The organism is Diaphorobacter ruginosibacter, assembly GCF_040396215.1.
Lineage (GTDB): Bacteria > Pseudomonadota > Gammaproteobacteria > Burkholderiales > Burkholderiaceae_C > Diaphorobacter_A > Diaphorobacter_A ruginosibacter_A.
In genome coordinates this window covers 1-26,020 of the sequence record NZ_JBEBOW010000040.1, presented here as the reverse complement: position 1 = coordinate 26,020, position 26,020 = coordinate 1, and the positions used below count along the sequence as shown (strand labels likewise).

Below are 26,020 nucleotides of genomic sequence, written 5' to 3'. Positions count from 1 at the left end.
GCACGCGAAATATTCCGCTTCTTCTAGTTGCCTTTCCGATGTTCATTCAATTCGCGGGAATATTTCTTTTCTCTACTGCCGCAGAATACCGGTACATCCTACCCTTCTTCACTATTCCCCTGGTTCTGCTGCCCGCGCTCCAATTCAGGCGAATTGAATCAATCAAGGTTTAAGTCCAATGACCCCTATCCTCTCCATCTACACACTACTATGTGTGCTATGCATATCCATCGGCCAACTCCTCTTCAAAAAGGCCGCGGTTGCATTGCCCAAGAATCCTCAGTTGCTTGATTGGATGTTTAACGGTTGGTTGATAGCATCGCTGCTGCTGTATGGGCTTACGACTTTGGGTTGGGTATGGATACTTCGGCACGTGCCATTACACTTGGCGTATCCGTTTATGGGACTAGCCTTCTTGATCGTTCCTACCCTCGCATGGCTGCTATTCAATGAGCCATTACATTGGCGTACGTTAGTAGGCGGCTCACTCATCCTTGCAGGCGTAGTATTAGCTTCATCAAACTAAAGGACCGATTTTGCGTATAGCTGTCGCCATCCCTTGTTATAAAGTCACCCAACATGTCATGGGTGTCATCGCAGCCATCGGCCCCGAAGTGAGCCGTATCTATGCAGTGGATGACGCTTGCCCCAATGCGAGCGGCAAATTTATTGAGAAGCACAACACCGATCCTCGCGTACGCGTGCTCTACCACCCGGAGAACCTGGGCGTAGGTGGGGCGATTGTGACGGCATACAAAGCAGCCATCGCAGATGGCATGGATATTGTTGTGAAGATTGATGGCGACGGGCAGATGAATCCCGCATTACTACCCAAATTTATACGACCATTACTGCACCAACGTGCCGACTACACTAAGGGCAACCGATTCTATCGCCCCGAATCGGTGCAGGGCATGCCACCAATCCGACTATTCGGTAATGCCGTGCTGTCTTTTCTCACAAAGGTTAGCTGCGGATATTGGAACATCATGGATCCAACCAATGGCTACACCGCTGTGCGTACCAAGGTGCTTGAAGAGTTGCCATTAGATAAGCTGGAGCGCCGCTATTTCTTCGAGACTGATATGTTGTTTCGCCTGAACACCATTCGAGCTGTAGTCAAAGACGTTCCCATGGATTCAGTTTACGCGGACGAAGAGTCCCATCTCAAAATTGGCAAGATCCTCCCTGAATTCCTGCAAAAGCATCTGTCACGGTTATGGCGACGTTACGTATACAATTATTTGATCCGCGATTTCAATGTGGGAACAATCTATAGCCTAGGTAGCCTGCTACTCATATTTGGAGGAGTACTATTTGGCCTGGCACATTGGATTTCCAGTAACTTGCATAACCAACCCGCATCCAGTGGCACAGTCATGCTGGCAGCGTTGCCCATTTTGATTGGCATTCAATTCCTGATCGCATTCATTCACTACGATGTGAGTAATTTACCATCAGAACCTCTGAGCCTCGATTTGGATGAGAACTGAGTACCTGACGCTGTAGCGAGCCATTTGATTCATACGGCTTCATCCTGTATTTCGTGCCGTGAGCCTGCTTTTTCTACGCGTTAATATAAATACAAGTACTCCAACTCAACCAATGCACACAAATAACCGTCACGTCCTATTTACTGCCTTTCTTGCGGCGCATCTTTTAATTGGCAATTCCTACGCGCAAACCTCCAAAAGAATAAATCCCTTTATCATAGCACCGACAGTTTATGGATTATCGGTTTGCGATGCGGGAATAAATGAGCCATCAGCAAGAAAAATGAGTCAAGTGCAGCACATCTGCCGCAGTTTGAAACAAGATGGCGCCCCAACTATCAATCGCCTTCTGGATACACTCGAGCCAGGGGGACCGCATGGCGACATCCAAGTGGGTTATACACTCACTCTGCCATTGCTTGGTCTTTATAATAAAAAGGGGAACGATTGGGTCATTGATGTCGAATCCATCGATGAATTCTTTCGCGTTGTAGAAAACGTCAAACGCCCCGTTGTGCTGTATCTCATGGCCGACCACTTTGATTCACCGCACTCCCCACTCCCCTATGCGTTAGACAAGGATCCGCAAAACTTGATGCAATTGAGTAACGGTACTCCTTTAAAACTGGGATATTTTTCTTCCAATGTATTCCCCTGGACGCTGCGCACCGATCCAGAAATTCCTGTTAATCACTATCGGTATGAGGCACTGGAGTATGTTGCCAAGCGCATTCTCTCTCTGCCGAAAGACGCACAAGATCGTATCGTAGCTATTACATTGGCAGGTGAAGTGCATCAGATGTTTCCGAATTTCGAATCAGGCATGGGCGCTTTTGATGAAATTCACGTCACTGACTACAGCCCTGCATCGATCATGGATTTTCGACACTGGCTCGCGAAAAAATACAAGAGCATTTCTCGGCTAAGATCACTCACAGGCTTCGATTATCGCTCATTCGACGAAATCACAGCCCCAGCTCGAAACATCAATACAGAAACACTTAGATCACCTGCGGAGCATTATGATGCCTATGCCAGTGGCATACTACCGATTGCCGGTTGGCTATGGGACCCCCATGGCGTTATTGAAAAAATGGAAATCTTCATTGATGGCAAGCGAGAGGGCATTGTAGACCATGGGTTAAATAGACTGGATGTATATCGCGCAATTGAAGAAATCAATTCACCCAACACCGGTTATCGATACAACATTGATTATTCAAAATTACCTTCTGGAAAACACGTTGCACAAATCATTGCAACAACAGTGCGCAAACAATATCTTGTCAGTGAAACATCCTTCACTGTAGAACACCTTCAAAACAAACAGGGCTGGATTTCCAAATTACTACGCTCACGCCCGCACAAACTAAAAGGGCTCGACCCCATTTCCAGTCTCTCAACAATAAAGACTTTTCAAGATCTTCCTCAACTCAAACATCCTCTATACTTTAATCCCCTGGCGCGTGACTGGGATGAGTTTCGCCAACAGCAAGTTTACGACTTCCTGGATGCATTCCACGCACGCGCCGTGAAATCCGGTCTTCCCGAAAGCAAGCTCTATTCACACCAGATTATTCCAGACGTCAATTCGTCGTGGAACTCTGATTTATTTGCCGTGGATAAAACTCTCTCTGGCTCTGCTCCCTGGAAACATGGATTGAATATGTATGGAGGAGCTACAGCGAATCAATGGTTGCACGATTTTCTGAAGAAGCGGGGAATCACTACTGACTATGGAGTTCCAGAGTTCAACCCGCAACAATGGAAGACCCCAGGAGCCCATATGAAGGCAATGCTTTATCATTTTGATTCAGGAGCCCGCTTCATCAGCCCCTACTATTTCACGGTCATTCCCTCGCGCTATTTGGTCGAATCAGAGAATGAAGTTAACAAAATGACCATCAGCCCAGACAACAAAAAAGAAGGATCAGACCAGTTCTATCGTGCTATTGTCGAACTGGCAAAGCATTAATTGATTCAATGCATAATATATGCAATTTGCAATGAGAGACTTGATAAATTGGTCAGTTAACGACCAGCGCCCCATTCGGGGCATCTTCACCGACATCGACGATACTCTCACCACCGAGGGCGCCATCACACAGGATGCGCTCGATGCGCTTGGTGCATTGAAGGCCGCGGGCCTTCATGTCATTCCCATCACGGGACGCCCCATAGGCTGGAGCGAACCTTTCGCCAAAGCATGGCCCGTGGACGCCATCGTCGCGGAGAACGGCTCGGTGGCGTTCCGCCATGGCAGCGATGCGCGCGTGGAGAAAATCTATCAGCAGGATCAGGCCACGCGCGAGAGAAACTTTGCGCGCATGCAGGAGGTGGCACAGCGGATCGTCCGCGAAGTGCCTGGCGCAATGCTGGCTACCGACTCTCCTGGCCGCGAGACGGACATCGCCATCGACCATAGCGAGTTCACGCATCTGCCTCAGGAAGGTATCGACCAGGCCGTGGCCATCATGCGCGCGGCTGGCATGAACGCCACGGTGAGCAGCATCCATATCAACGGCTGGTTCGGCGATCACAACAAGCTTGAAGGCGCACGCTGGATCGTGCGCGAGCTGTTCGGGCGCGATCTGGAGCGGGAACTGGACCACTGGGCCTACGTGGGCGACTCCACCAACGATCAGTTGATGTTCGCGCATTTCAGGAACAGCATCGGCGTGGCCAACATCGCGCGTTTCGTCCCGCAGCTCAAGGATTTTCCAAAATACGTCACCCAGGGCGAACGCGGTGCGGGTTTTGCGGAAGTGGCAAGGGCGCTTCTGGCGCGCTGAAAGGAAAACAGGCGCGCCAGGCACCTGTTTTCATTGGAACCACTGCAAGCCGAGGCAGATACACCGCAGCGCAACCGTCACCAATCAGAAAACACCTCGCGGCAGGGTCGTATTTCTCCTGGAATGATGGTGCGAAGCACCCAAGAGAAATAAAAAAGAAAGGCAGCGCCCGTTCGAACAAGGGCGCAACCAATCAGAAGGCCGCGGAGCAGGCCATACCAGCAACCGCCAAGCATGAGCCGCCTCGCGGCGAAGACGGCGCCCCCTATAGAGAGAGAAGGTGCGAAGCACCCAAGAGAAATAAAAAGGAAAGGCAGCGCCCGTTCGAACAAGGGCGCAACCAATCAGAAGGCCGCGGAGCAGGCCATACCAGCAACCGCCGAGCAAGAGCCGCCTCGCGGCGAAGGCGGTGTCCCCCCTCGGGGGGGAAGGCGCGATAGCGCCTCAGGGGGGCTCAATGCTGCAGGATCTTGTTGAGGAAGTCCTTCGTGCGTGGCTGGCGCGCGTCGAGGTTGCCGAAGAATTCGTCCTTCGAGCAGTCTTCCAGGATCTTGCCGCCCACGTCCATGAAGATCACACGGTTGCTGACCTTGCGGGCGAATCCCATTTCGTGGGTCACGCACATCATGGTCATGCCTTCATGGGCCAGGCCGATCATCACGTCCAGGACTTCACCCACCATTTCGGGGTCGAGCGCGGAGGTGGGTTCGTCGAACAGCATCACGATCGGGTCCATGGACAGCGCGCGCGCGATGGCGACGCGCTGCTGCTGGCCGCCGGAGAGCTGGCCCGGGAACTTGTCCTTGTGCGCGGACAGGCCCACGCGGTCCAGCATCTTGAGGCCGCGCTTCTTGGCGTCGTCCGCGCTGCGGCCCAGCACCTTGATCTGCGCGATGGTGAGGTTCTCCGTCACGGACAGGTGGGGGAACAATTCGAAGTGCTGGAACACCATGCCCACGCGGCTGCGCAGCTTGGGCAGGTCGGTCTTCTTGCCGTGCACGGGCACGCCGTCAACGAAGATTTCGCCTTTCTGGAAAGGCTCCAGCGCGTTGATGGTCTTGATGAGGGTGGACTTGCCGGAGCCGGAGGGCCCGCACACCACGACCACTTCACCTTTCTGGATGTTGGTGGAGCAGTCCGTCAGCACCTGGAAGCTGCCGTACCACTTGGAGACGTTCTTCAGTTCAATCATTTCAATTCCTTTGGCCGGGCAGCATTAGCGGATGATGGCGATCTTCTTGTGCAGGCGCTTGACGCACCACGACAGCGCATAGCACAGCACGAAATACGTCACAGCGGCCGTCAGATACGACTCCACCGGGCGGCCGTAGTTCTTGCCCGCGATATCGAAGCCCTTGAGCATGTCGTAGGCGCCGATCGCATAGACCAGCGATGTATCCTGGAACAGGATGATGGTCTGCGTGAGCAGCACCGGCAGCATGTTGCGGAAGGCCTGCGGCAGCACCACCAGGCGCATGTTCTGGCCATAGGTCATGCCCAGCGCCTGGCCCGCGAAGACCTGGCCGCGCGGGATCGACTGAATGCCCGCGCGCATGATCTCGCTGAAGTAGGCCGCTTCAAACGCCACGAAGGTGATGATCGCGGAGCTCTCCGCGCCGATCGGCTCGCCGATGATCATCGGCACCAGCAGGAAGAACCACAGGATCACCATCACCAGCGGAATGGAGCGCATGCCGTTCACGTAGATGGTGGCGGGCAGGTCGAGCCACTTCTTGCCGGACAGGCGCATGAGCGCCAGCAACGTGCCGAAGAAAATACCGCCGAGGGTGGCGATCACCGTCAGCAGAATGCTGTATTTGAAGCCTTTCCAGACATAGTTGCTGAAAAGCTCCCAAGAGAAAAATGACCAGTCGAGATGCAGCATCATGTCAGTGGCCTCCTCCGCTTGCCGCGATCATGCCCGGTACGCGCGAGCGCTTTTCGATGAAGGTCATGATGCGGTTGACCGCGAAGGCCGATAGAACATACAGCGCGGTCACGGCCAGGTAGACCTCCACGCCGCGGGAGGTTTCTTCCTGCGCCTGCATGGCGAACATCGTCAGCTCGGCCACAGAAACGGCGAATGCGACCGACGAGTTCTTGAACACGTTCATGGTTTCGCTGGTGAGCGGCGGAATGATGATGCGAAACGCCATGGGCAGCAGCACATAGCGATAGGTCTGGAACGTGGTGAAGCCCATGGCCATGCCGGCGTAGCGCTGGCCGCGCGGCAGGGCCTGGATGCCCGAGCGCACCTGCTCGGCGATACGCGCCGACGTGAACAGGCCGATGGCGAACACCACCAGGATGAATCCATCCACGCGCTTGAGCGCCGGGAAGATGGCCGGAATCACGTGATACCAGACGAACACCTGCACCAGCAGCGGGATGTTGCGAAACAGCTCGACCCACGCATTGCCCAGGCGCACGACCCAAGGCCGGTCCGGCAAGGTCCGCAGCGTGCCGATGACAGAGCCCAGAACCAGGGCCAACACCAGCGACAAAAGCGAGACGGACACCGTCCAGCCCCAGGCCGACAGCATCCAGTCAAGATATGTTGTGTCGCCGTTTTTTCCAAAACAGCTTTGCCCGATTTCCTGGGTAATGGTGTCTTGACAGAACACCTGCCAATCCCAACTCATACGAGCACCTCTTTATTCTTCATATACGAGAGGCCGCACTCAAACGCCGGTTGGTGCCCATACGCAGCCTCATAACAAAAACGCCCCTTCTGGCGTGGCCATGTAAACCGGCCGAAGGGGCGCAACCTTCAAACTACAGGATCAGTCGGTGATCTTGTAATCCTCCATGGGCTTGTCGTTCGGATGCTCCCAGGCTTCCTTGGTGGCGGCGGACAGTGGCAGACCGATCTTCACGTTGTTGGGCGGAATCGGCTGCATGAACCACTTGTCGTACAGCTTGGCCAGCGTGCCGTCCTTGATCTGACGGACGATGGAGTCGTCAACCGCCTTCTTGAACGCGGGGTCGTCCTTGCGCAGCATGCAGGCGATGGGCTCGACCGACAGCACTTCGCCGACGATTTTGTAGTCGTTGGGAGCCTTGGACTTGGAGATGTTGGCAGCCAGGATCGAGCCGTCCATGATGAAGGCGTCGGCGCGGCCGGTCTCCAGCATCAGGAAGGAGTCGGCATGGTCCTTGCCCATGACTTCCTTGAAAGTCAGGCCGTCAGCCTTCTTGTTCTTGCGCAGAGTCTGCACCGAAGTGGTGCCGGTGGTGGTCACCAGCGTCTTGCCGTTCAGGTCCTTGATGCCGGTGATGCCGGAGTTGGCCTTCACGGCGATGCGCACTTCCTCCACGTAGGTGGTATAGGCGAAGGCCGCATCCTTCTGGCGTGACAGGTTGTTGGTGGTGGAGCCGCACTCGATGTCCACGGTGCCGTTTTGCACCAGCGGGATGCGGTTCTGCGAAGTCACGGGCTGGTACTTGATGTCCATCTTGGCAAGACCCAGCTGCTTCTGGATGTCGTGCAGGATGTTCTCGCCCATTTCGGTGTGGAAGCCAACGTACTTGCCGTTGCCCAGCGTGTAGCCAAGACCCGAAGACTCACGCACGCCGAATGTCACGGCGCCCGAAGATTTGATCTTTGCCAATGTGTCGTTGGCCTGGGCGAAAACGGTTCCCGCAGCCAGCACTGAAATAGCAGCGACCAATATTTGCTTCTTCATAGAATCTCCTTGCATGTGAAGCTAACGAAAATAGTTAGTGTAGTGAATTCAATTGTCAACGGGCAGCGTGCAATGGCCCGTTTCTCCGTACCTGCCCAAAGCTGGCTCTCCACCATGGATTGCACCATCAACCCGGGAGCTGATCTGTAGGGTATTTCCAGAAGTCCTTCAACAAATGGCTCGCCGGCAGACCCAGCGCGCGATTGCCCGGCGGGATGGGCCTGGTAAACCACTTGTCATAGATGGCGTTGATTTCCCGGCTCGCAATCAGGTTGCGCATCTCCTCGTCCACCAGCTTGATGAAGGCTTCATCGCCCTTGGGCAGCATGATGGCCAGAGGCTCCGTCGTCAGGAAACGGCCCACGATCTTGGCGGCCTTCTGGTTCTCGCTGCTGGCGGCAAGTCCTGCCAGGAGCACATCATCCATGACAAAGGCGTCTGCCTGCCCCTTGATCACCATGTCAAACGCAGCGTCGTGATCTGGCGCAGCAATGATATTCATCTGCAGAAAACGCGTGCGGTTGATTTGGTCCAGCACACTCAGGGGCGTCGTACCTTTGGTCGAGACGACTTTCTTCTTTTCCAGATCCTCGATGCGCGTGACCTTGCTGTCCGCCGGAACCAGAATCCGCGCGCCGGTAATGAAATAGGCGAGCGAGAAGCTCACGTCCTGACGGCGCGCCGCGTTGTTGGTGGTCGAGCCACACTCCATGTCGGCCTTGCCGGTCTTGACCATCTCCACACGATTGGCCGGTGTGACCTGAAGGAACTTCACCTGCATGTCCCTCGCACCCGTTTTCTTGCGGACCTGCTCGGCGATGCGCAGGCATAGATCCATCGCATAGCCCACCGGCTTGCCCTGGTACACGAATGAGAATGGAACCGAAGCCTCGCGGTGCGCGATGACCAGCGGTTCACCCCTGGCCACGCGATCGAGGACACCTTCAGCGCGCGCGGGCGCGACCAGTGCCGCGGCAAGAGCGCACAGGCACGCGAGTGCTGGGCGGAGTATGGTTCTCATGAGAAGGACGTGCTCCTTGGTTTGATAGCGGGTGGGCCGCAAATACATCATTCGTGGCAAACATGACCGCTACACCACTACGGGCGACGCTTCATGCAAGACACATGCCATGACCACGACTCGCATCCCCAAAGGGCCCCCACGCTTCCCCGCTCCGCGCGGCCCACCGCCCCCAAGGGGGATACCTTTTGTCTTGGGGCGGCCCTGCAACAAAAAATTTTCAGCGAATGTATCGATGCAAACCGTGTCATGCCAATGCTAATTGTTACAGCAACCCATGCAATGAAAACATGAATGCCCCCACTCGCACGTGCCGCTCAGTCCTCGACGTTGGCGGCATTCGTCTGTGACTGCAGATAAGTCCAGAACGACTCCGCCAGCGTGTTGCCCACTTCCCTGATACTGGGCTTTTCCCGGTAAGCGCGCACTTCCATCGCCATCTGGAGGTGGGAGGCATCCGCCGGAGCGGCGCTGACGAGCTTGCCGGCGCGCAGTTCCTTCTTCACCGCGCTGTGGGGCAGAAAGGCGACGCCATGACCCTCCAGCGCCATGGCCTTCAGGCCTTCGGCCATGTCGGTTTCATAGACGCGGTCCAGATGGATGGTCGTGGCGGCCTCCTTGAGAATCAGATCCGTCACGCGGCTCAGGTACGCGCCCGGCGCGTAGCCCAGATACGGCAGCGGCTGTCCCGGCTTGCCCGGAAGGCTGAACAGCGGCTTGCCATCGGCGTCGGGTTTGCAGTAGGGAGCCAGGATTTCCTGCCCCAGGCTGACCATCTCGTAGCGGTCCGCATCAAGTTGAATCGGCTGCGACGGATGGAAATACGCGATCAGCAGATCGCAGCCGCCCTCCAGCAGCCGCACCACCGCATCGTGCACGTTCAGCGCGAGCAACCGGGTCTTGAGCGGGCCGAATTCGCTGCGCAGGCGGGTAAGCCAGGCGGGAAAGAACGTGAAAGCCAGCGTGTGCGGCACGGCGAAGACGATCATGTCCTTGCCTGTCGTCGTGTGCGCGCGCAGCATGGCCCTGGTGTTCTGCAGGGCCTGAAGCATTTCCAGCGCCTGGTCGTAGAGTGTCTTGCCGGCGCTGGTGAGCCGCGTCGGATATGAGCTACGATCCACCAGATCCGTTCCCGCCCAGGCCTCCAGCGCCTGGATGCGGCGCGAGAAGGCGGGTTGCGTCACATGGCGCAATTGCGCCGAACGGCTGAAGCTGCGGGTTTCTGCGAGGCTGACAAAGTCCTCAAGCCACTTGGTTTCCATGGCGCGCATTATCCGCGCCCGCGGGACTCCGGCGGCGCTCGCCGGGGAAGCGGATCGCAATCTTCGATATTGCGGCGCAGCATATATTTCACGGGGACTCGGGGAACACCCGCACATTCCCATCGGAACTTCAGGGGCAAAATGGTTCGCACACGTGCGCATGACGTGGCCCCGAATGCACAACATGAAAAGGCCTGACGTTGGCATCCTCCGTTTGTTGATTCCCCGCTCTCCCCGCCTTTCAGATGTCCTCCAAATACCCTGCCGAGACGGATCAAAAAGCCGTTCCGCAACCCCCGGCCCCCGCCGACGAAGAACCCCGTTCCCTGCGCATTGAAGACTGGCTCACCGTCATCGTGATGGCTGCGCTGGCCCTCATCACCTTTGTCAACGTGATCGTGCGCTACCTCACCAACTCCTCGTTCGCATGGACGGAGGAGTTCTCGGTTTTCCTGATGATCGTGCTCGCGCTGGTCGCCGGCTCGGCGGCTGTCGGGCGCGACAGGCACATCCGCATCGAATTCTTCTGCGATGCCGGCTCGGCCCTGCGCCGGCGCCGCCTGGCCCAGCTCGGCGCGCTGATGGTCGCCCTGCTCTTTGCGCTGATCGCGGTGCTCAGCGTGCGCACGCTGTATGACGACTTCCGCTACGAGGAGACATCGCCCGGCATCGGCGTGCCGCAGTGGTGGTACACGGTGTGGCTGCCGGTGCTCTCGACCGTGATCGCACTGCGCGCCATCGGCCTGCTCATTCGCCGCACCCGCCAGCCCGACGTGGAATACCTGGTGGACGAGACCATCCCCGACGCCACCGACGCGGGAGACCGTCAGCCATGATCGCAACGCTTTTGTTTGCCGCCTTCGTCATTCTGATGCTGGTGGGCGTGCCCATTGGCGCGGCGCTGGGGCTTGCGGGCGCCACCGCCATCGCGCTGGCCAACAGCGATACGCAATGGTTCGGACTGCTGGCCGTGCCGCAGAACTTTTATGCCGGCCTGGGCAAGTATCCGCTGCTGGCCATTCCGATGTTCGTGCTCGTGGGCTCGATCTTCGACCGCTCGGGCGTCGCCTCGCGGCTCGTGAACTTCGCCGTCGCCATCGTCGGCCGCGGGCCGGGCATGCTGCCCCTGGTGGCGATTTCCGTGGCGATGTTCCTGGGCGGCATTTCAGGCTCCGGCCCCGCCAACGCGGCCGCCGTGGGCGCCGTGATGATCGCCGCGATGAACCGCGCGGGCTATCCTGCGAGCTTCTCCGCCTCGGTGGTGGGGGCCGCCGCTGCCACCGACATCCTGATCCCGCCTTCGGTCGCGTTCATCATCTACTCGGTGCTCGTTCCCGGCGCTTCCGTCCCCGCGCTGTTCGCCGCCGGCATGGTGCCGGGCGTGCTGGCGGGCATCGCGCTGATTTTTCCCGCCGTGTGGATGGCGCGCAAGCACAAGATGGGCGCGCTCGAATCGTCCATGCCGCGCCCGCCGTTCTGGAAAAGCCTGCGCGAGGCGTCCTGGGGGCTGGCCGCGCCGGTGGTGATCCTGGGCGGCATGCGCGCGGGCTGGTTCACGCCCACCGAGGCGGCCGTGGTCGCGGTGTTCTACGGTCTCTTCGTGGGCATGGTGATCTACCGCACGATCAAGGTACGCGACCTGTTCGTGATCCTGCAGGAAGCGGGCGAGCTCTCGGCCGTGATCCTGCTGGTGGTTTCGCTGGCGGGCATTTTCGCGTTCTCGCTGTCCACGCTCGGCGTGATCGATCCGGTGGCCCATGCCATCGTGAATTCCGGCATCGGCGAATGGGGCGTGATGGCGCTGCTGATTCTGCTGCTCATCACCGTGGGCATGTTCCTTGACGGCGTGTCGATCTTCCTGATCTTCGTGCCGCTGCTGCTGCCGGTGATGAACCACTACAAATGGGACCCCGTCTGGTTCGGCGTGATCCTGACGCTGAAGGTCGCCCTGGGCCAGTTCACGCCACCGCTCGCGGTGAACCTGATGGTGTCGTGCCGCATCGCCAAGGTCCGCATGGAATCGACCGTGCGCTGGGTCGGCCCCATGCTGCTGGCGATGTTCCTTGTGATGATTGCCGTGATCGCCTTCCCGCAACTGGCGCTTTGGCTGCCGCACTACCTGGGCTATTGAACGGCTCCCGCCAGTCCGCCGCACCTCGTTCATTCAACCAAGAGATTCACAACCCGGAAGGAGACAACCATGAAACTTCGCACATTCCTCACCGCAACCGCCGCTGCCGCCGCAGCACTTGCGCTGTCGCCTTCGGTAGCGCTTGCGCAGCAGAACTACAAGAGCGAGTACCGCCTGTCGCTGGTGCTCGGCCCGCCATCGCCATGGGGCATGGCCGGGCAGATCTGGGCAGATCTGGTCAAGGAGCGCACCAAGGGCCGCATCAACATCAAGCTGTACCCCGGCGTCTCGCTGATCCAGGGCGACCAGACGCGCGAGTTCAGCGCGCTGCGCCAGGGTGTGATCGACATGGCGGTGGGCTCGACCATCAACTGGTCGCCGCAGGTGAAGTCGCTCAACCTGTTCTCGCTGCCCTTCCTGATGCCCGACTATGCCGCCATCGACGCGCTCACCCAGGGCGACGTCGGCAAGGAGGTATTCAAGACGCTCGACAAATCCGGTGTGGTGCCACTGGCGTGGGGAGAGAACGGCTACCGCGAACTCACCAATTCCAAGCACGCCATCAGCAAGCCAGATGATCTCAAGGGCATGAAGATCCGCGTGGTGGGCTCGCCCATCTTCACCGACATGTTCACCGCCATGGGCGCCAACCCCACGCAGATGAGCTGGGCCGACGCGCAGCCCGCGCTCTCCAGCGGCGCGGTGGACGGCCAGGAAAATCCGCTCTTCATGTTCACCATCCTGAAGCTGCAGACCGTCGGCCAGAAACATGTGACGACCTGGGGCTACGTGGCCGACCCGCTGGTGTTCGTCGTCAACAAGGACATCTGGGCGAGCTGGAGCAAGGCCGATCAGGACATCGTGCGGCAAGCCGCGCTCGATGCCGGCAAGCAGGAGATCGCCCTGGCGCGCAAGGGCCTGGTCGAGCCGGGCAAGCCTTTGCTCAAGGACATCGCGGGCATGGGCGTGACCGTGACCCAGCTCACCCCGGAACAGCGCGCGGCTTTCGTGAAGGTGACCCGCCCGGTGTATGACAAGTGGAAGCCGCAGATCGGCGCCAACCTGGTGGAGATGGCTGAAAAGGCCATCGCGGCGCGCCCCAAGCAATAAGGGCATACCGGCGATCAACGCGCAGCCCCTTTCCCCAGGGGCTGCGCGGGGACGCGGCTGCTCCCCGTTCTTCTTCAAGCTGACATGACTGATCTGCTTTCCCTATTCAAGACCATGGTGCGCATCCGCGCGTTCGAAGATGCCGCGGAAGCCGCCAGCCAGGGCGGCGTGAGCTGGGGCGGAGCCGCGACCGGCAAGCCCGGCGAAGTGCGCGTCAAAGGCCCCCTGCACCTGTCCACCGGACAAGAGGCCGTGGCGGCCGGTGTGTGCGCGCACCTCACGCCAGAGGACCTGCTGACATCCACCCACCGCGGCCACGGCCACACACTCGCCAAGGGCGCGGACGCAACGAAGATGATGTGCGAGCTCTTCGGCCGCGCCACCGGCTACAACAGCGGCAAGGGCGGCTCCATGCACATCGCCGACTTCTCTGTCGGCATGCTGGGCGCGAACGGCGTGGTGACGGCGGGCCTGCCCATCGCCGTCGGTGCCGCGCACGCGCTCAAGATCCGCAAGACCGGTGCCATCGCCGTCAGTTTCTTCGGCGATGGCGCCATCAATCGTGGCCCATTCCTCGAAGCGCTGAACTGGGCGCGGGTCTTCAGCCTGCCCGTGCTCTTCGTCTGCGAGGACAACCAGATTTCCGCCACCACCCGATCCGCGCCCATGACGGCGGGCGGCAATGCGGCAAGCGCGCGCGCCGAGTCCCTGGACATCGAGGCGACGCGCGTGGACGGCAATGACGTGCAGGCCGTGAGCGAAGCCGCCGAGCGCTTGATCGGGCAGATCCGCGCGGGCTCCGGCCCCAGGCTGCTGCATGCGATCACCTACCGGCAAAAAGGCCATGTCTCGGTGGATCCGGCCACGTACCGCAATCCGCAGGAAGTGGCTCTGGCGCTCAGGGGCGACCCGATCCTGCGCACGCGAGAACTGCTCACGCAACAAGGGCTGGGCGAGCAGGCCGCGCGCATCGAGGCGCACGCCAGGGCCGAGATCGACGCCGCCGTGGCGGCCGCATCGGCGGCGCCCGAGCCGCAGGCGGCAGCGGCTTACACCGACATTCTGACAACCGGCGAAGGGATGTGGAAATGACCGACTTTGCAACCACCCCTGACAACGCGCAGCGCGTGTCCACGCTCACCTATGCGCAGGCCGCCGCCGTGGCCCTGGAAGAAGCCATGCGCGCCAATCAGCACGTCGTCGCCATGGGCGAGGACCTGGGGCGAGGCGGCGTGTTCGGCCAGTACCGCAGCCCCGACGGCCGCAATCTGTTGGACATCTTCGGCGAGGAACGCATCATCGACACGCCGATCTCCGAAGCCACCATCATGGGCGCCGGCGTCGGCATGGCGCTTGCCGGGCTGCGGCCCGTCGTCGAGATGCGCGTGGCAGACTTCGCGCTGTGCGCCATCGACGAACTGGTGAACCAGGCCGCGAAGAACCGCTACATGTTCGGCGGACAGGGCCGTGTCCCGCTGGTCGCGCGCCTGCCGATCGGCATCTGGACGGCCTCGGCGGCGCAGCATTCGCAATCCTTCGAGTCATGGTTCGCGCATGTGCCAGGGCTTGTCGTCGTGGCGCCATCCACGCCCGCCGACAACTACGGGCTGCTGCGCTCGGCGCTGCGCTGCGGCGATCCGGTGGTGTACATGGAGCACAAGGAGCTGTGGGGCATGCAGGGGGAAGTGGCGCACGAGCCCATTGAACTGGGCCGCGCGCGCGTTGCTTTTGCCGGCAGCGAGAAACGCAACGACGTGACCATCGTGTCCTGGTCCAGGCAGGTGCATGCCTGCGCCGATGCGGCCAGGGAGCTGGCCGCGCAGGGCGTGCATGCCGAGGTGATCGACCTGCGCACGATCTGGCCATGGGACAAGGACGCCGTGCTTGCCAGCGCCAGCAAATCCAGGCATCTGCTGGTGGTGCATGAAGCGGTGCAGGCTGCGGGCTTTGGCGCCGAAGTGGCGGCCACGGTGGCCGAGAACACGGATGCGCGCGTGGCCCGGCTGGGTGCTCCGCGCATTCCCGTGGGCTACGCCCATTCGCTGGAAGCGGAATCGCGCGTTGGCGCCGCCCGGATCAAGGAAGCGGCATTGCGTTTGTTGAAGCGTTGATATCCACGTCGTCCTTTTCCTGCGCATCGCGCTGCAGCGTCCACATGCGGGTATAGCGCCCCTTCATCGCCAGCAGTTCGGCGTGGGTGCCGCGCTCCAGAATCCGGCCGGCCTCCATCACCAGGATTTCATGCGCGTCCACGACGGTGGAGAGCCGGTGCGCGATCACCAGCGCCGTCTTGTTCTGCGCGGCGCGGCGGATCTCCTGCTGGATGGCTCGCTCGTTGGCCGAGTCCAGCGCGGACGTGGCTTCGTCGAAGATGAGAATGGGCGGGTTCTTGAGCAAGGTCCGCGCGATGGCCACGCGCTGCTTTTCACCGCCGGAGAGCTTGAGCCCGCGCTCTCCCACCATCGTGGCATATCCCTTGGGCGCCGCGGCGATGAAGTCGTGGATGCGCGCCGCGCGCGCGGCGTTTTCCACATCGGCCCGCGTGGCGTCCGGCCTGCCGTAGGCAATGTTGTATTCGATGGTGTCGTTGAACAGCACGGTGTCCTGCGGCACGATGCCGATGGCTCCCCGCACGCTGGCCTGGGTGACATCGCGAATGTCCTGTCCATCGATGGTGATGCGCCCGCCGGTCACATCGTAGAAGCGGAACAGCAGCCGCGCGAGCGTGGACTTGCCCGAACCAGAAGGCCCCACCACCGCCACGGTCCTGCCTGCGGGAATCTCGAAGCTCAGGCCGTGCAGGATCTCACGCGCGCTTTCATAGCTGAAATGCACATCCTCGAAACGCACGGTCGGCGGCGCATCGCACACCAGCGGCGTGGCGCCGGGCCTGTCGGCGATCTCGCGCTCCTTGTCCATGAGCGTGAACATGCGGTCCAGGTCGGTCAGGCTCTGCTTGATCTCGCGGTAGATCGCGCCCAGAAAATTCAGCGGGATGTACAACTGGATCATGAACGCGTTGATCATCACCAGGTCGCCCAGCGACAGGCGGCCGTCCACCACGCCCAGCGTCGCGCGCCAGAGCATGAGCACCAGCGCGGTGGCGATGATGAGCTGCTGCCCCGAATTGAGCAGGCTGAGCGTGGTCTGGCTCTTCAGGCGCGCTCGGCGCAGCTTCTCCAGGCTCTCGTCATAGCGCCGTGCCTCGAAGCCCTCGTTGTTGAAGTATTTGACCGTCTCGTAGTTCAGCAGCGAATCGATGGCCTTGGTGTGCGCCGCGGAGTCGGCCACGTTGGCCTCGCGGCGAAACCGCGTGCGCCACTCGGTCACCGAGACGGTGAAGCTCACATAAAGCACCAGCGCCGCCACCGTGATCCAGAAGAACCACGCATCGAACCTGACAGCCAGAATCGCAAGCACCATCGCCACTTCGATGAAAGTGGGAAAGATGCTGTAGAGCGAATAGGAAATGAGCGACTCGACCCCCTTCACCCCGCGTTCGATATCCCGCGTCATGCCCCCCGTCTGGCGCTCTAGGTGAAAGCGCAGGCTCAATCCATGCAGGTGCTGGAACGTGGTGAGGGCAATGCTGCGCGCCGCGCCCTGCGTGGCCTTGGCGAAGACGAGTTCGCGCAGTTCGGTGAAGAGCGACGTCGACAGCCTGAGCAGCCCGTAGGCCAGCAACAGCCCCGCCGGTACGACGAGCACGGCCGCCGCATCGCCCGGTTTGATCGACAATGCGTCCACCAGGTGCTTGAGCAGGATGGGAATGGCGACGTTGGCCAGCTTCGCCGCCAGCACGAACAACAAGGCGGCCAGGACGCGCCATTTGTAATTCATCAGATAGGGCACCAGCCGGCCCAGTGTCTGCCAGTCGCTGGCGGTGCGCTGCCGCGCGGTTGCATCGTTGGGTATCGGAGGGGAACTGTAGCCGCGCATAGTCTTGTAGGTTTTCCTGATTGTCCCCCGAAGTTCAATGGCCTGTGACTCCGTAATGACAGTACATCGACCAAGGCTGCCCGCGAAGGCGTGAGCGGGCAATTGCCCCTCCCTTCATAATAAGGGTTTACCCCAACATTTGTTTCGTGATTTGCGGCAACAGTGTCAAACCGATTTCCATGACAACAACCACCATGACCGATCCCGAAACCCTGCGCATCATCACGCCGGAGTTGCCCTCCGACAAGGAACTGGTATTGCGCGTCATCCCCATGCCCGCCGACACCAACAGCAACGGAGACATCTTCGGCGGCTGGGTGATGGCGCAAGTCGATCTGGCGGCATCCGTGCTGCCCGCGCGCATTGCGCAAGGCCGCGTGGCAACCGTGGCGGTCAACGAGTTCGTATTCAAGCAGCCTGTGCGGGTGGGAGACATCCTGTCGTTCTACGCCCGGATCACCCGCATCGGCAACACCTCGATCGCGGTGGACGTGGAAGTATTTGCCGAGCGCATGTCGCTTCAGGGCCAGCACATCAAGGTGACCGAAGCGACTGTCACCTACGTGGCGATCGATGACAACGGACACTCACGCCCGCTGCCGAAAGCAGCAAGGCCTGCGAGCTGACAGAGCATTCATTTCCCTGCCGAGCCAGAAAACAGGTAAGGCCCCACGCTCCACGCGACGCGCCTGCGGCTGTTCCCCAGCGGCGCTCTGTCACGGAATCGCGCGGCGACAAAAAAGGCGATGCATCCAATATGCATCGCCTTCTTCTTTTTGATCACGGCATCAGCGGCCATGACGTTGGCCGCCGTGCATGACCGTGTACTCAGGAAGCCGTGGCCGCCGTGGTGCTGGAGCTCGAAGAACTCGAAGCCGAGCCGGAGCGCGAAGAGCTGCTGCCGATGCCGGCCTCGATCTCGCCCGAGAGCTGGCCGCCCTCTTCGATCACCACCTTGCCATAGCGGATCTTGCCGCTCACCTTGCCGGTGCTGTAGATCACCAGCTTGTCGCGCACGGTAAGCGTGCCGTCGAACTCGCCGTGGATCTCTGCGATGTCGATTTCAGCGGAGCCGCGGAACGCGCCCTGTTCGGCGATCTGGATCACGCGGGAGTCCATGGTCGCCTCCACCGTGCCTTCGACAACCAACGTGTCGCAATCGGTGATCTCGACGCCCTTGAGCTTGATGTTCGGGCCGACGGTCAGCTTGCTTCCGGCGCTTTCGCTGGCCGCGCTGCTCGCGGGCTTGGTCACCACGGCGGCATGGCCGGCGGAGGAAGACGTGGTGGAGGAAGCGCCGCCAACGGAGGATGTGCCGCCACCCAGCACCGAGCCGGGCTGCCGGGGTTGCAATACATCGGAATCACGCTTGCCAAAGAAGGGGTTCTGAACAGCCATCGGTTCTCCTAGAGAATTAACACACTTGCCAAAATTGGCAAAAAATTGATTCGATGAGCACCTTACGCGACCTGCGGGCTCAGCGTCAAACAAGCCCCGGCTGCCGGGTCAAGCTCACCATCCGCAATTGCCTATGCCTTCATGCTGGCTCCATGCCCGCATGCGCCGCGTGCGTGATTCTCCAGCATCTCCCGATACTGCAGCGCCCGCATGCCCAATGGCGAGGAATCGTAATGGGTTTGGAAGATGCGAACCGTCTTGTTGCGCAAGAGAAGTAACCAAATCGCTCGAAAGTTGCATTGGCTTGCAACGTTTGCAGCGACAAACAGCTAATGCATGCTTCGCCGTCAAGAAACGATGTACGAGGCCGTTCCAACCGATAGCAGCTCATCGCGGGCGGAGAGAAATTCCATGCGCGCGGTCGCCACGCGCGAGCCCAGCCGCAGCACCTGCGCCCTCTGCCTGAAACGGGGGCCGATGGCGGGGCGCAGATAGTCGATGCGCAGATCGATGGTGCCCAGGCGGGCAAAGCGCTGCAGCCGCCGCGCGGGCGGCTCGTCCATGTGCCTTGCGCCAATGGCGGCCATGACGGCCAGGCCCGCCATTGCATCCAGGGCGGCGCTGATCACGCCGCCATGCACGCGGTTGTAGGCAAAGTGCCCCACCAGCTCCGGCTTCATGCCGATGGAGGCTTCCACGCAGTCCGGCGCGATGCGGGTGATCTCGATGCCGATCACCTGGTTGAAGGCAATCTGCCGCTCGAAGATGTCCGTGAGCGCATCGATGAACTCGGGCTCGAATCCGGCGGGAGCCGGACTCAGTTGCAGATCGCTGTCCATGGACCCTCTCACAGCTTGCTGAAATCGGGCGCCCGCTTTTCCATGAACGCGGTCAACGCTTCCCTGGCGGCGGGTTCGCCCAGCATGCGCCCGAAGCTGGCAGCCTCTTCATTGATGCGCTCGATGACTTCGTCGGCGTTGGTCTTCTTGAGCAGGCGCTTGGTCTCCATCAGCGAAGCAAGCGACTTGGCGGCGAGCTTCCTGGCCTGCATCTGCGTGAGCATGTTGCACTCGGTGGGAGGCACCACCCGGTTGACCAGCCCCACTTCAAGCGCCGCCTCGGCCATGAAGGGCTCGCCCAGCAGCAAGGCCTCCGCCGCGCGGTGAAAGCCTAGCATCTGCGGCGCCAGCAGGCTCGATCCGGCTTCGGGGCAAACACCCAGGTTCACGAACGGCATCGAGAACGCGGCATTGTCGCCGGCGTAGACGAGATCGCAATGGAACAGCATGGTGGTGCCGATGCCGACCGCCGGTCCGCAGACCGAGGCCAGCAGCGGCTTGGGGAAAGTGGCCAGAATGCGCAGGAAGCGGAACACCGGCGCGTCCGTGGTGACGGGCGGGCACTTGAGGAAATCGCCGATGTCATTGCCGGCGCTGAAGATCGCCACATCGCCCTGGAACACCACGACGCGCGTGCCCGCGTCCGCGTTGGCGCGCTCCAGCGCATCCGCCATCTGCGTGTACATCGACGCGGTGATGGAGTTTTTCTTTTCGACGCGGTTGAAGGTCAGCGTGGTGACACCTTGTTCGTGGTGCACGAGAATTTCCGGCTGGGAAGTATCCATGGCCTGGGGGCTCCTGAGTAGTGGGTGCGGAGAATGCGCGAGCCGAAGAAATCCGGCTCATTCCTTGTAGTAGACGATCTGGTTGCTGGTGGCCAGCATCAGGCCGTCCGCATTCCACAATTGTGCCGTCTGATCGAAGAAGCCGTTGCGGAACTCCTGTCCGCTGGCCTGGGCGAAGATATAGCCGGTCCCGGTCTGCTGCAACTGGGCCCGGTCCGCATGGAAATAGGTGGTGATGGACACCGTCCCCGCAGGCACGCGGCGCGCGCGGCGCAGCCAGACGCGTGGGAAGAACAGGTCCGACGCGGCGGCGAGCGACATGAAATCCAGCGGGCGTCCAGGCACGTCGCGCACCCACACCTGGGAAAGGCTGGCGTCTCCGCTGTCATCCCACACCTGCGGGAAATTGCCGGACACGGGGCGCATTTCATATGCGTTGAACCATTCCGATGAGAAGGCCGGCGCGGCGCGCTCGAAATTGCCGGGGCCTGGTACTTCCGGCATGCGAACGTCCGACAGGCCCCAGGTTTCACGGCGCACGGCCGTCACCGCGGTGGCCGTGGTCGCCACCACCATTGCACCGTCCGCCCCGGGTTGCTCCAACGTCAGCATCCAGTGCTGGGTCGAGCGGTTGGTGCGCACCGGGTTGGCCTTGATGGTGAATTCGCCCTCGGTCACGGCGCCCGCGTAATTCACGGTCAGCGACACCGGATCACCCAGCAGTTGCGGATGTAGCATGATGGCCTGCAGCATCGACGCGGCGGTAATGCCGCCAAACGGCCCCACCATGTTCCAGTAGGCTCTCGTCGTTCGGCCGGTGTAGATACCGCGATCGAGTTCGCGCAGCTCGATCGCCTCGTCCAGGGGATGAATCGTGGCTTGATGGGTCATGATCGCAAGTGTGAGGGCAATCTCATGGATGAGTGGTCATGAAGGTGACGCATCGCTCCCCAAAATTGCCAACTTGGGGCCGGAGGCAGGCAAGGCGCGGCCTTCGCCCCGCATGCCGCCGCCAGGCACAGGCCGCGCGCGCAGCGTCCCTTCGCACGCGCGCCTAGACGCGCTCGAAGATGCCCGCGGCGCCCTGCCCCATGCCCACGCACATCGTCACCATGCCGTACTTGAGCTTCTTGCGCTGCAATGCGTGCACCACGGTCGCCGAGCGGATCGCTCCCGTCGCGCCCAGCGGATGGCCGAGCGCGATCGCGCCGCCCATCGGATTCACCTTGGACATGTCCAGGCCCAGGGTGTTGACCACGGCGAGCGACTGCGCGGCAAAGGCCTCGTTCAGCTCGATCCAGTCCATGTCGTCCTGCTTCAGGCCCGCATAGCGCAGCGCCGCGGGAATCGCCTCGATGGGGCCTATGCCCATGATTTGCGGCGGCACGCCCTTGCTCGCATAGCTCACGAAGCGCGCGAGCGGCGTCAGGCCGAAACGCTTGACCGCCGCCTCGCTCGCCAGAATCAGCGCGCCCGCGCCATCGCTGGTCTGCGAGCTGTTGCCCGCCGTGACCGTGCCGCGCGCAGCGAACACCGTGCGCAAACGGGCGAGTCCTTCAAGCGACGTGTCGGGGCGCGGGCCTTCGTCGAGATCCACGGTGCGCGTGCTCGCCACGATGTCGCCACTGGCCAGATCCAGGCCCCGGTCCGTCACTTCAATGGGCGTGATCTCGCTGGCGAACTCTCCCGCCTGCTGCGCCGCGATGGCGCGCCGGTGCGACTCCAGCGCGAACGCATCCTGCGCCTCGCGCGTCACCTTCCACTGCTGCGCGACCTTCTCGGCGGTCAGCCCCATGCCGTAGGCAATGCCCACGTCGCCATCGCGCTCGAAGATGGACAGGGAGAGCGACGGCGCGTTGCCCATCATGGGCACCATGCTCATGCTCTCCACGCCGGCGGCGATCATCACGTCGGCCTCGCCTACGCGGATACGGTCGGCCGCCATCGCCACGGCGGACAGGCCCGATGCGCAGAAGCGGTTGACGGTGATGCCGCCCACGCTGGTGGGCAGGCCCGCCAGCACCGCGCCGATACGCGCCACGTTCAGGCCTTGCTGCGCCTCGGGAATGGCGCAGCCGCAGATGACATCCTCGATGGCCTTGGGATCAAGCCCCGGCGCCTGCGCCAGCGCCGATTTCAGAATCGTCGCCAGCAGATCATCCGGGCGGTAGTTGCGGAAAAAGCCCTTGTGCGAGCGGCCGATCGGCGTGCGCGTGGCGGCAACGATGTAGGCGTCTTGCTGTTGTTTCATGTTCAGTACTCCTTGCGTGACGCGTTCATCAGTTGCGAACCGGCTTGCCGGTGTTCAGCATGCCCAGGATGCGCTCGTGCGTCTTCGGGTGTGCGATCAGGTGCGTGAACGCCTTGCGTTCGAGCTTCATGAGGTAGCGCTCATCGACCAGGGTTCCCGCATCGACGTCGCCGCCGCAGACCACTTCGGCGATCAACGTGGCGATGTGCTGGTCGAACTCGCTGATGAAGCCGCCGTCCCGCATGTTGACCAGGGAGCCCCTGATCGTGGCGATGCCGCTGCGCCCGGCCACCGGGAAACTGCGCGCGAGCGGCGCGCGCCAGCCCGCGTTGGCCATGGCCCTGGCCTCGTTGATGGCCACGTACAGCAACTCGTCCTTGTGCGCGACGATGACGTCGCTGTCCAGCAGATAGCCGAGCTTGCGCGACTCGATGGCGCTGGTGCCGACCTTCGCCATCGCCGCCGAGGTAAAGCCTTCGGTGAGGAACGGCAGCAAGTCCTTGCCCGTGCTCGCGGCGGCATTTTCCGCCGCGCGCCGTGCGATATAGGTGAGTCCGCCCGCCCCCGGCACCAGTCCCACGCCCACTTCGACCAGGCCGATGTAGCTCTCCATGTGCGCCACGCGGCGCGCGGAATACACCGCCAGCTCGCAGCCGCCGCCCAGCGCCATGCCATGGATCGCGGCCACCACCGGCACCTGCGCATAGCGCAGGCGCAGCATCATGTTCTGCAGCTCCTGCTCGATGCTCTCGATCGCGTCCGCGCCGCCGACCACGAATGCGGGCATCGTTGCCTCCAGGTCCGCGCCCACGCTGAACGGGGCGTCACCGGACCAGATCACCATCGCCTTGAAGTCGCTCTCGGCCATGTCCACGGCATCCACCAGGCCCTCCATGACCTCGGGGCTGATGGCGTGCATCTTGTTCTTGATGCTGGCGATCAGCACTTCACCGTCGAGCGTCCAGGTGCGTAGCGCCTTGCTCTCCGCAATGGTCGTGCCGGCGGTGCGCCAATCGGGCAGATTGTCTTCACCCAGCAGTTTCTCGGGAAACATCTGGCGCTGATACACAGGCAGCTCGCGGCGCGCGACAAACTGGCCCCGCGACGCGCTCCACGAGCCCTTCGCGGTATGCACGCCGCCGGCTTCGGCGACCGGGCCTTCGAATACCCACCTGGGCAGAGGCGCCCGGGTCAGCGCCTTGCCCGCGTCGATGTCTTCCTGGATCATCCTGGCCACGTCGAGCCAGCCGGCTTCCTGCCACAGCTCGAACGGGCCCTGCTTCATGCCGAAGCCCCAGCGCATGGCCTGGTCGATGTCGCGCGCGGTATCGGCGATATGCTCCAGGTGGACCGCCGCGTAGTGGAAGCTGTCGCGCAGGATCGCCCAGAGGAACCGGCCCTGCGCGCCTTCCGCATTGCGCAGCAGCTTCAGGCGTTCGCCCGCCGGCTTCTTGAGCATGCGGCCATAGACCTCGTCGGCCTTCTGGCCCGCCGGTACATAGTCCTCGCTGTCGAGTTCGAAGCGCAGGATGTCGCGCCCGACCTTCTTGAAGAAACCGGCCTTGGTCTTCTGCCCCAGGTTCTTCAGATCCAGCAGCTTCTGCAGCACGGCCGGCGTGCCGAAATTGCCGTAGAACGGATCGCTCTGCTCATTCAGGTTGTCCTGCAGCGTCTTGATGACATGCGCCATGGTATCCAGGCCGACCACATCCGCCGTGCGGAACGTGCCGCTGGATGCGCGCCCCAGTTTCTTGCCGGTCAGGTCATCGACCACGTCGAACGTCAGCCCGAAATTCTCGGCCTGCTTCATGGTCGAGAGCATGCCCGCGATACCGATGCGGTTGGCGATGAAGTTGGGCGTGTCGTGCGCCCGCACCACGCCCTTGCCGAGCGTCGTGGTCACGAAGGTCTCGATCTGGTCGAGCACCTGCGCGTTGGTCGTCGGCGTGTTGATCAGCTCCACCAGTTGCATGTAGCGCGGCGGGTTGAAGAAGTGGATGCCGCAAAAGCGCGGCTTGATCGCATCGGGCAGCGCCTCGGAGAGCTTGGTGATCGACAGGCCCGAGGTGTTGGACGCGACGAGCGCGTGCCTCGCGACGAACGGCGCGATCTTGTGATAGAGGTCGAGCTTCCAGTCCATGCGCTCGGCGATCGCCTCGATGACCAGGTCGCAGCCCTTGAGCAGCTTCATGTGCTCTTCGTAGTTCGCGGGCTGGATCAGATCGGCGTCCTCGGCCACGCCGATGGGCGACGGCTTGAGCTTCTTGAGGTTGGCGATCGCCTTCTCGGCAATCGCGCTCTTGGAGCCTTCCTTCGCAGGCAGGTCGAACAGGATGACCGGCACCTTCACATTGACGAGATGGGCAGCGATCTGCGCGCCCATCACGCCCGCGCCGAGCACGGCGACTTTCTTCACCTGGAATCTAGACATTTTGTTGGTTCCTTAGAAATTCCTTCGTTGGCCATTCCGATGGCCGCGAAGCGGCTCAGCCGCGAGCTTCAGTTCACGCGCTGCCAGACCTGCGTGCGCCAGAACGGGCCCAGGTAGCCGCGCACCTCGAGCTTTGCGCCGCCGTCGACCGGCGTGAAGCTGGCGCGGTAGTCCTTGCCGTTCTCGGGATCGATGATCCTGCCGCCGGACCACACATCCTTGTCGGCCTCCTGCTTTCCGCCGCGGATGATCTCCAGGCCCGTCATGGGCTTGTCCTTGCGGTCATCGGTGCACGCGCTGCACACGGCGGCGGGATCGGCGCCCTTCCTGAGCACCTTCTCGATGCGCCCCACGAGGCCGTTCGCCGCATCGGTGATGCGGACCTCGGCCTTGGCCTCGCCGGTCTTGTCGTCAAGACTGCGCCACAGCCCCACGGGCGACATCTGCGCGAACACGGGTGCCGCCAGCGCCATGCCCAGCATGGCTGCGAAAAGTTTCTTCATACGGCCTCCATCATGGAAAGATGCTCGGGATTCCGGTGTCCGGCAGACGACGCCGCGCGCCGCATCATGCGAGCGCCGCGTCCGTGTCCATCAGGGACTTCGCGCCCGCGCGGGCCGTGCGCATCAGCGAAGCGGTCTCGGGGAACAGCTTGGCGAAGTAAAAACGCGCGGTCTGCAGCTTGCCCTGATAGAACGGATCGGTACTGCCGTTGCCGATCTCGCGCAGCGCCACCTGCGCCATGCGGGCAAAGAAATAGCCGAACACCAGGTGCCCCGCCACGCGCAGGTAGTCCACGGACGCCGCACCCACCTCATCGGGGTTCTGCATGCCCTTGAAGCCGATCTCGGTGGTGAACTTGGTCATCTGCTCGCCCAGCAT

26 protein-coding genes are annotated in these 26,020 nt (G+C 61.4%); 10 read left to right on the top strand and 16 right to left on the bottom strand.

What is annotated here, in order from left to right; translation table 11 throughout:
* The first annotated feature begins 178 nt into the window (after positions 1-178).
* The 4 genes from ABWP92_RS07295 (at position 179) to ABWP92_RS07280 (ending at position 4,285) form a co-directional block, all read left to right on the top strand.
* On the top strand, positions 179-526 hold the full coding sequence (locus ABWP92_RS07295; protein ID WP_353234708.1) for an EamA family transporter: 348 nt from the start codon (positions 179-181) through the stop codon (positions 524-526).
* A 58-nt stretch (positions 527-584) separates the two neighbouring features.
* Positions 585-1,493, top strand: a complete 909-nt coding sequence (locus ABWP92_RS07290; protein ID WP_502907474.1) for a glycosyltransferase — start codon at positions 585-587, stop codon at positions 1,491-1,493.
* A 112-nt stretch (positions 1,494-1,605) separates the two neighbouring features.
* Complete coding sequence (locus ABWP92_RS07285; RefSeq protein ID WP_353234706.1) at positions 1,606-3,468, top strand: hypothetical protein; 1,863 nt, start codon at positions 1,606-1,608, stop codon at positions 3,466-3,468.
* A 31-nt stretch (positions 3,469-3,499) separates the two neighbouring features.
* Complete coding sequence (locus tag ABWP92_RS07280; protein WP_353234705.1) at positions 3,500-4,285, top strand: HAD family hydrolase; 786 nt, start codon at positions 3,500-3,502, stop codon at positions 4,283-4,285.
* A gap of 454 nt (positions 4,286-4,739) precedes the next feature.
* Here ABWP92_RS07280 and ABWP92_RS07275 read toward each other — a convergent pair whose 3' ends face one another.
* The 6 genes from ABWP92_RS07275 to ABWP92_RS07250 form a co-directional block, all read right to left on the bottom strand.
* A complete protein-coding gene (locus ABWP92_RS07275) occupies positions 4,740-5,477 on the bottom strand; it encodes an amino acid ABC transporter ATP-binding protein (protein ID WP_353234704.1) in 738 nt (245 codons plus the stop codon).
* A gap of 24 nt (positions 5,478-5,501) precedes the next feature.
* Positions 5,502-6,173, bottom strand: coding sequence for an amino acid ABC transporter permease (locus ABWP92_RS07270; protein ID WP_353234703.1), 672 nt, complete (start codon positions 6,171-6,173; stop codon positions 5,502-5,504).
* A 1-nt stretch (position 6,174) separates the two neighbouring features.
* Positions 6,175-6,927 (bottom strand): amino acid ABC transporter permease, encoded by a 753-nt coding sequence (locus ABWP92_RS07265; RefSeq protein WP_353234702.1) that lies wholly within the window; start codon positions 6,925-6,927, stop codon positions 6,175-6,177.
* A gap of 141 nt (positions 6,928-7,068) precedes the next feature.
* Positions 7,069-7,971, bottom strand: coding sequence for a transporter substrate-binding domain-containing protein (locus tag ABWP92_RS07260; RefSeq protein WP_353234701.1), 903 nt, complete (start codon positions 7,969-7,971; stop codon positions 7,069-7,071).
* A gap of 127 nt (positions 7,972-8,098) precedes the next feature.
* A complete protein-coding gene (locus ABWP92_RS07255; RefSeq protein ID WP_502907475.1) occupies positions 8,099-8,992 on the bottom strand; it encodes an amino acid ABC transporter substrate-binding protein in 894 nt (297 codons plus the stop codon).
* 317 nt (positions 8,993-9,309) lie between these two features.
* On the bottom strand, positions 9,310-10,254 hold the full coding sequence (locus ABWP92_RS07250; RefSeq protein ID WP_353234699.1) for a LysR substrate-binding domain-containing protein: 945 nt from the start codon (positions 10,252-10,254) through the stop codon (positions 9,310-9,312).
* Between the two features lie 245 nt (positions 10,255-10,499).
* Here ABWP92_RS07250 and ABWP92_RS07245 point away from each other — a divergent pair, with 245 nt between their 5' ends.
* The 5 genes from ABWP92_RS07245 (at position 10,500) to ABWP92_RS07225 (ending at position 15,606) form a co-directional block, all read left to right on the top strand.
* The gene (locus tag ABWP92_RS07245; RefSeq protein WP_353234698.1) at positions 10,500-11,090 is read left to right on the top strand and encodes a TRAP transporter small permease; all 591 of its coding nucleotides are present in this window, start codon (positions 10,500-10,502) and stop codon (positions 11,088-11,090) included.
* Complete coding sequence (locus ABWP92_RS07240; protein WP_353234697.1) at positions 11,087-12,385, top strand: TRAP transporter large permease; 1,299 nt, start codon at positions 11,087-11,089, stop codon at positions 12,383-12,385. The genes ABWP92_RS07245 and ABWP92_RS07240 overlap by 4 nt, the downstream gene beginning before the upstream one ends.
* Before the next feature lie 69 nt (positions 12,386-12,454).
* Positions 12,455-13,495, top strand: a complete 1,041-nt coding sequence (locus ABWP92_RS07235; protein WP_353234696.1) for a DctP family TRAP transporter solute-binding subunit — start codon at positions 12,455-12,457, stop codon at positions 13,493-13,495.
* A gap of 84 nt (positions 13,496-13,579) precedes the next feature.
* Entirely contained in the window at positions 13,580-14,587 is a 1,008-nt protein-coding gene (locus ABWP92_RS07230; RefSeq protein ID WP_353234695.1) for a thiamine pyrophosphate-dependent dehydrogenase E1 component subunit alpha, read from the top strand.
* Positions 14,584-15,606, top strand: coding sequence for an alpha-ketoacid dehydrogenase subunit beta (locus tag ABWP92_RS07225; RefSeq protein WP_353234694.1), 1,023 nt, complete (start codon positions 14,584-14,586; stop codon positions 15,604-15,606). Before ABWP92_RS07230 ends, ABWP92_RS07225 begins: the two co-directional genes overlap by 4 nt.
* On the opposite strand, the gene ABWP92_RS07220 is transcribed toward ABWP92_RS07225, so the two are convergent.
* Positions 15,572-17,434, bottom strand: a complete 1,863-nt coding sequence (locus tag ABWP92_RS07220; protein WP_353234693.1) for an ABCB family ABC transporter ATP-binding protein/permease — start codon at positions 17,432-17,434, stop codon at positions 15,572-15,574. The genes ABWP92_RS07225 and ABWP92_RS07220 overlap by 35 nt on opposite strands.
* 179 nt (positions 17,435-17,613) lie before the next feature.
* Between ABWP92_RS07220 and ABWP92_RS07215 the strand changes: the two genes are divergently transcribed.
* Complete coding sequence (locus tag ABWP92_RS07215; RefSeq protein ID WP_353234692.1) at positions 17,614-18,060, top strand: acyl-CoA thioesterase; 447 nt, start codon at positions 17,614-17,616, stop codon at positions 18,058-18,060.
* Positions 18,061-18,068: 8 nt separating this feature from the next.
* On the opposite strand, the gene ABWP92_RS07210 is transcribed toward ABWP92_RS07215, so the two are convergent.
* From ABWP92_RS07210 to ABWP92_RS07170, 9 genes are all read right to left on the bottom strand, one after another.
* Entirely contained in the window at positions 18,069-18,233 is a 165-nt protein-coding gene (locus ABWP92_RS07210; RefSeq protein WP_353234691.1) for a hypothetical protein, read from the bottom strand.
* A gap of 29 nt (positions 18,234-18,262) precedes the next feature.
* Positions 18,263-18,832, bottom strand: a complete 570-nt coding sequence (locus tag ABWP92_RS07205) for a bactofilin family protein (RefSeq protein ID WP_353234690.1) — start codon at positions 18,830-18,832, stop codon at positions 18,263-18,265.
* A 347-nt stretch (positions 18,833-19,179) separates the two neighbouring features.
* A complete protein-coding gene (locus tag ABWP92_RS07200) occupies positions 19,180-19,671 on the bottom strand; it encodes a thioesterase family protein (protein ID WP_353234689.1) in 492 nt (163 codons plus the stop codon).
* An 8-nt stretch (positions 19,672-19,679) separates the two neighbouring features.
* The gene (locus ABWP92_RS07195; RefSeq protein ID WP_353234688.1) at positions 19,680-20,456 is read right to left on the bottom strand and encodes an enoyl-CoA hydratase; all 777 of its coding nucleotides are present in this window, start codon (positions 20,454-20,456) and stop codon (positions 19,680-19,682) included.
* Between the two features lie 57 nt (positions 20,457-20,513).
* Complete coding sequence (locus ABWP92_RS07190; protein ID WP_353234687.1) at positions 20,514-21,347, bottom strand: acyl-CoA thioesterase; 834 nt, start codon at positions 21,345-21,347, stop codon at positions 20,514-20,516.
* A gap of 163 nt (positions 21,348-21,510) precedes the next feature.
* Positions 21,511-22,707, bottom strand: coding sequence for an acetyl-CoA C-acyltransferase (locus tag ABWP92_RS07185; protein WP_353234686.1), 1,197 nt, complete (start codon positions 22,705-22,707; stop codon positions 21,511-21,513).
* A 28-nt stretch (positions 22,708-22,735) separates the two neighbouring features.
* Positions 22,736-25,138, bottom strand: coding sequence for a 3-hydroxyacyl-CoA dehydrogenase/enoyl-CoA hydratase family protein (locus tag ABWP92_RS07180; RefSeq protein ID WP_353234685.1), 2,403 nt, complete (start codon positions 25,136-25,138; stop codon positions 22,736-22,738).
* Positions 25,139-25,206: 68 nt separating this feature from the next.
* Positions 25,207-25,641: a DUF2147 domain-containing protein gene (locus tag ABWP92_RS07175; protein WP_353234684.1), complete on the bottom strand. Its 435-nt coding sequence runs from the start codon at positions 25,639-25,641 to the stop codon at positions 25,207-25,209.
* A 64-nt stretch (positions 25,642-25,705) separates the two neighbouring features.
* Positions 25,706-26,020 (bottom strand): acyl-CoA dehydrogenase C-terminal domain-containing protein (locus tag ABWP92_RS07170; protein ID WP_353234683.1); only part of this gene is annotated, 315 nt, incomplete at its 5' end.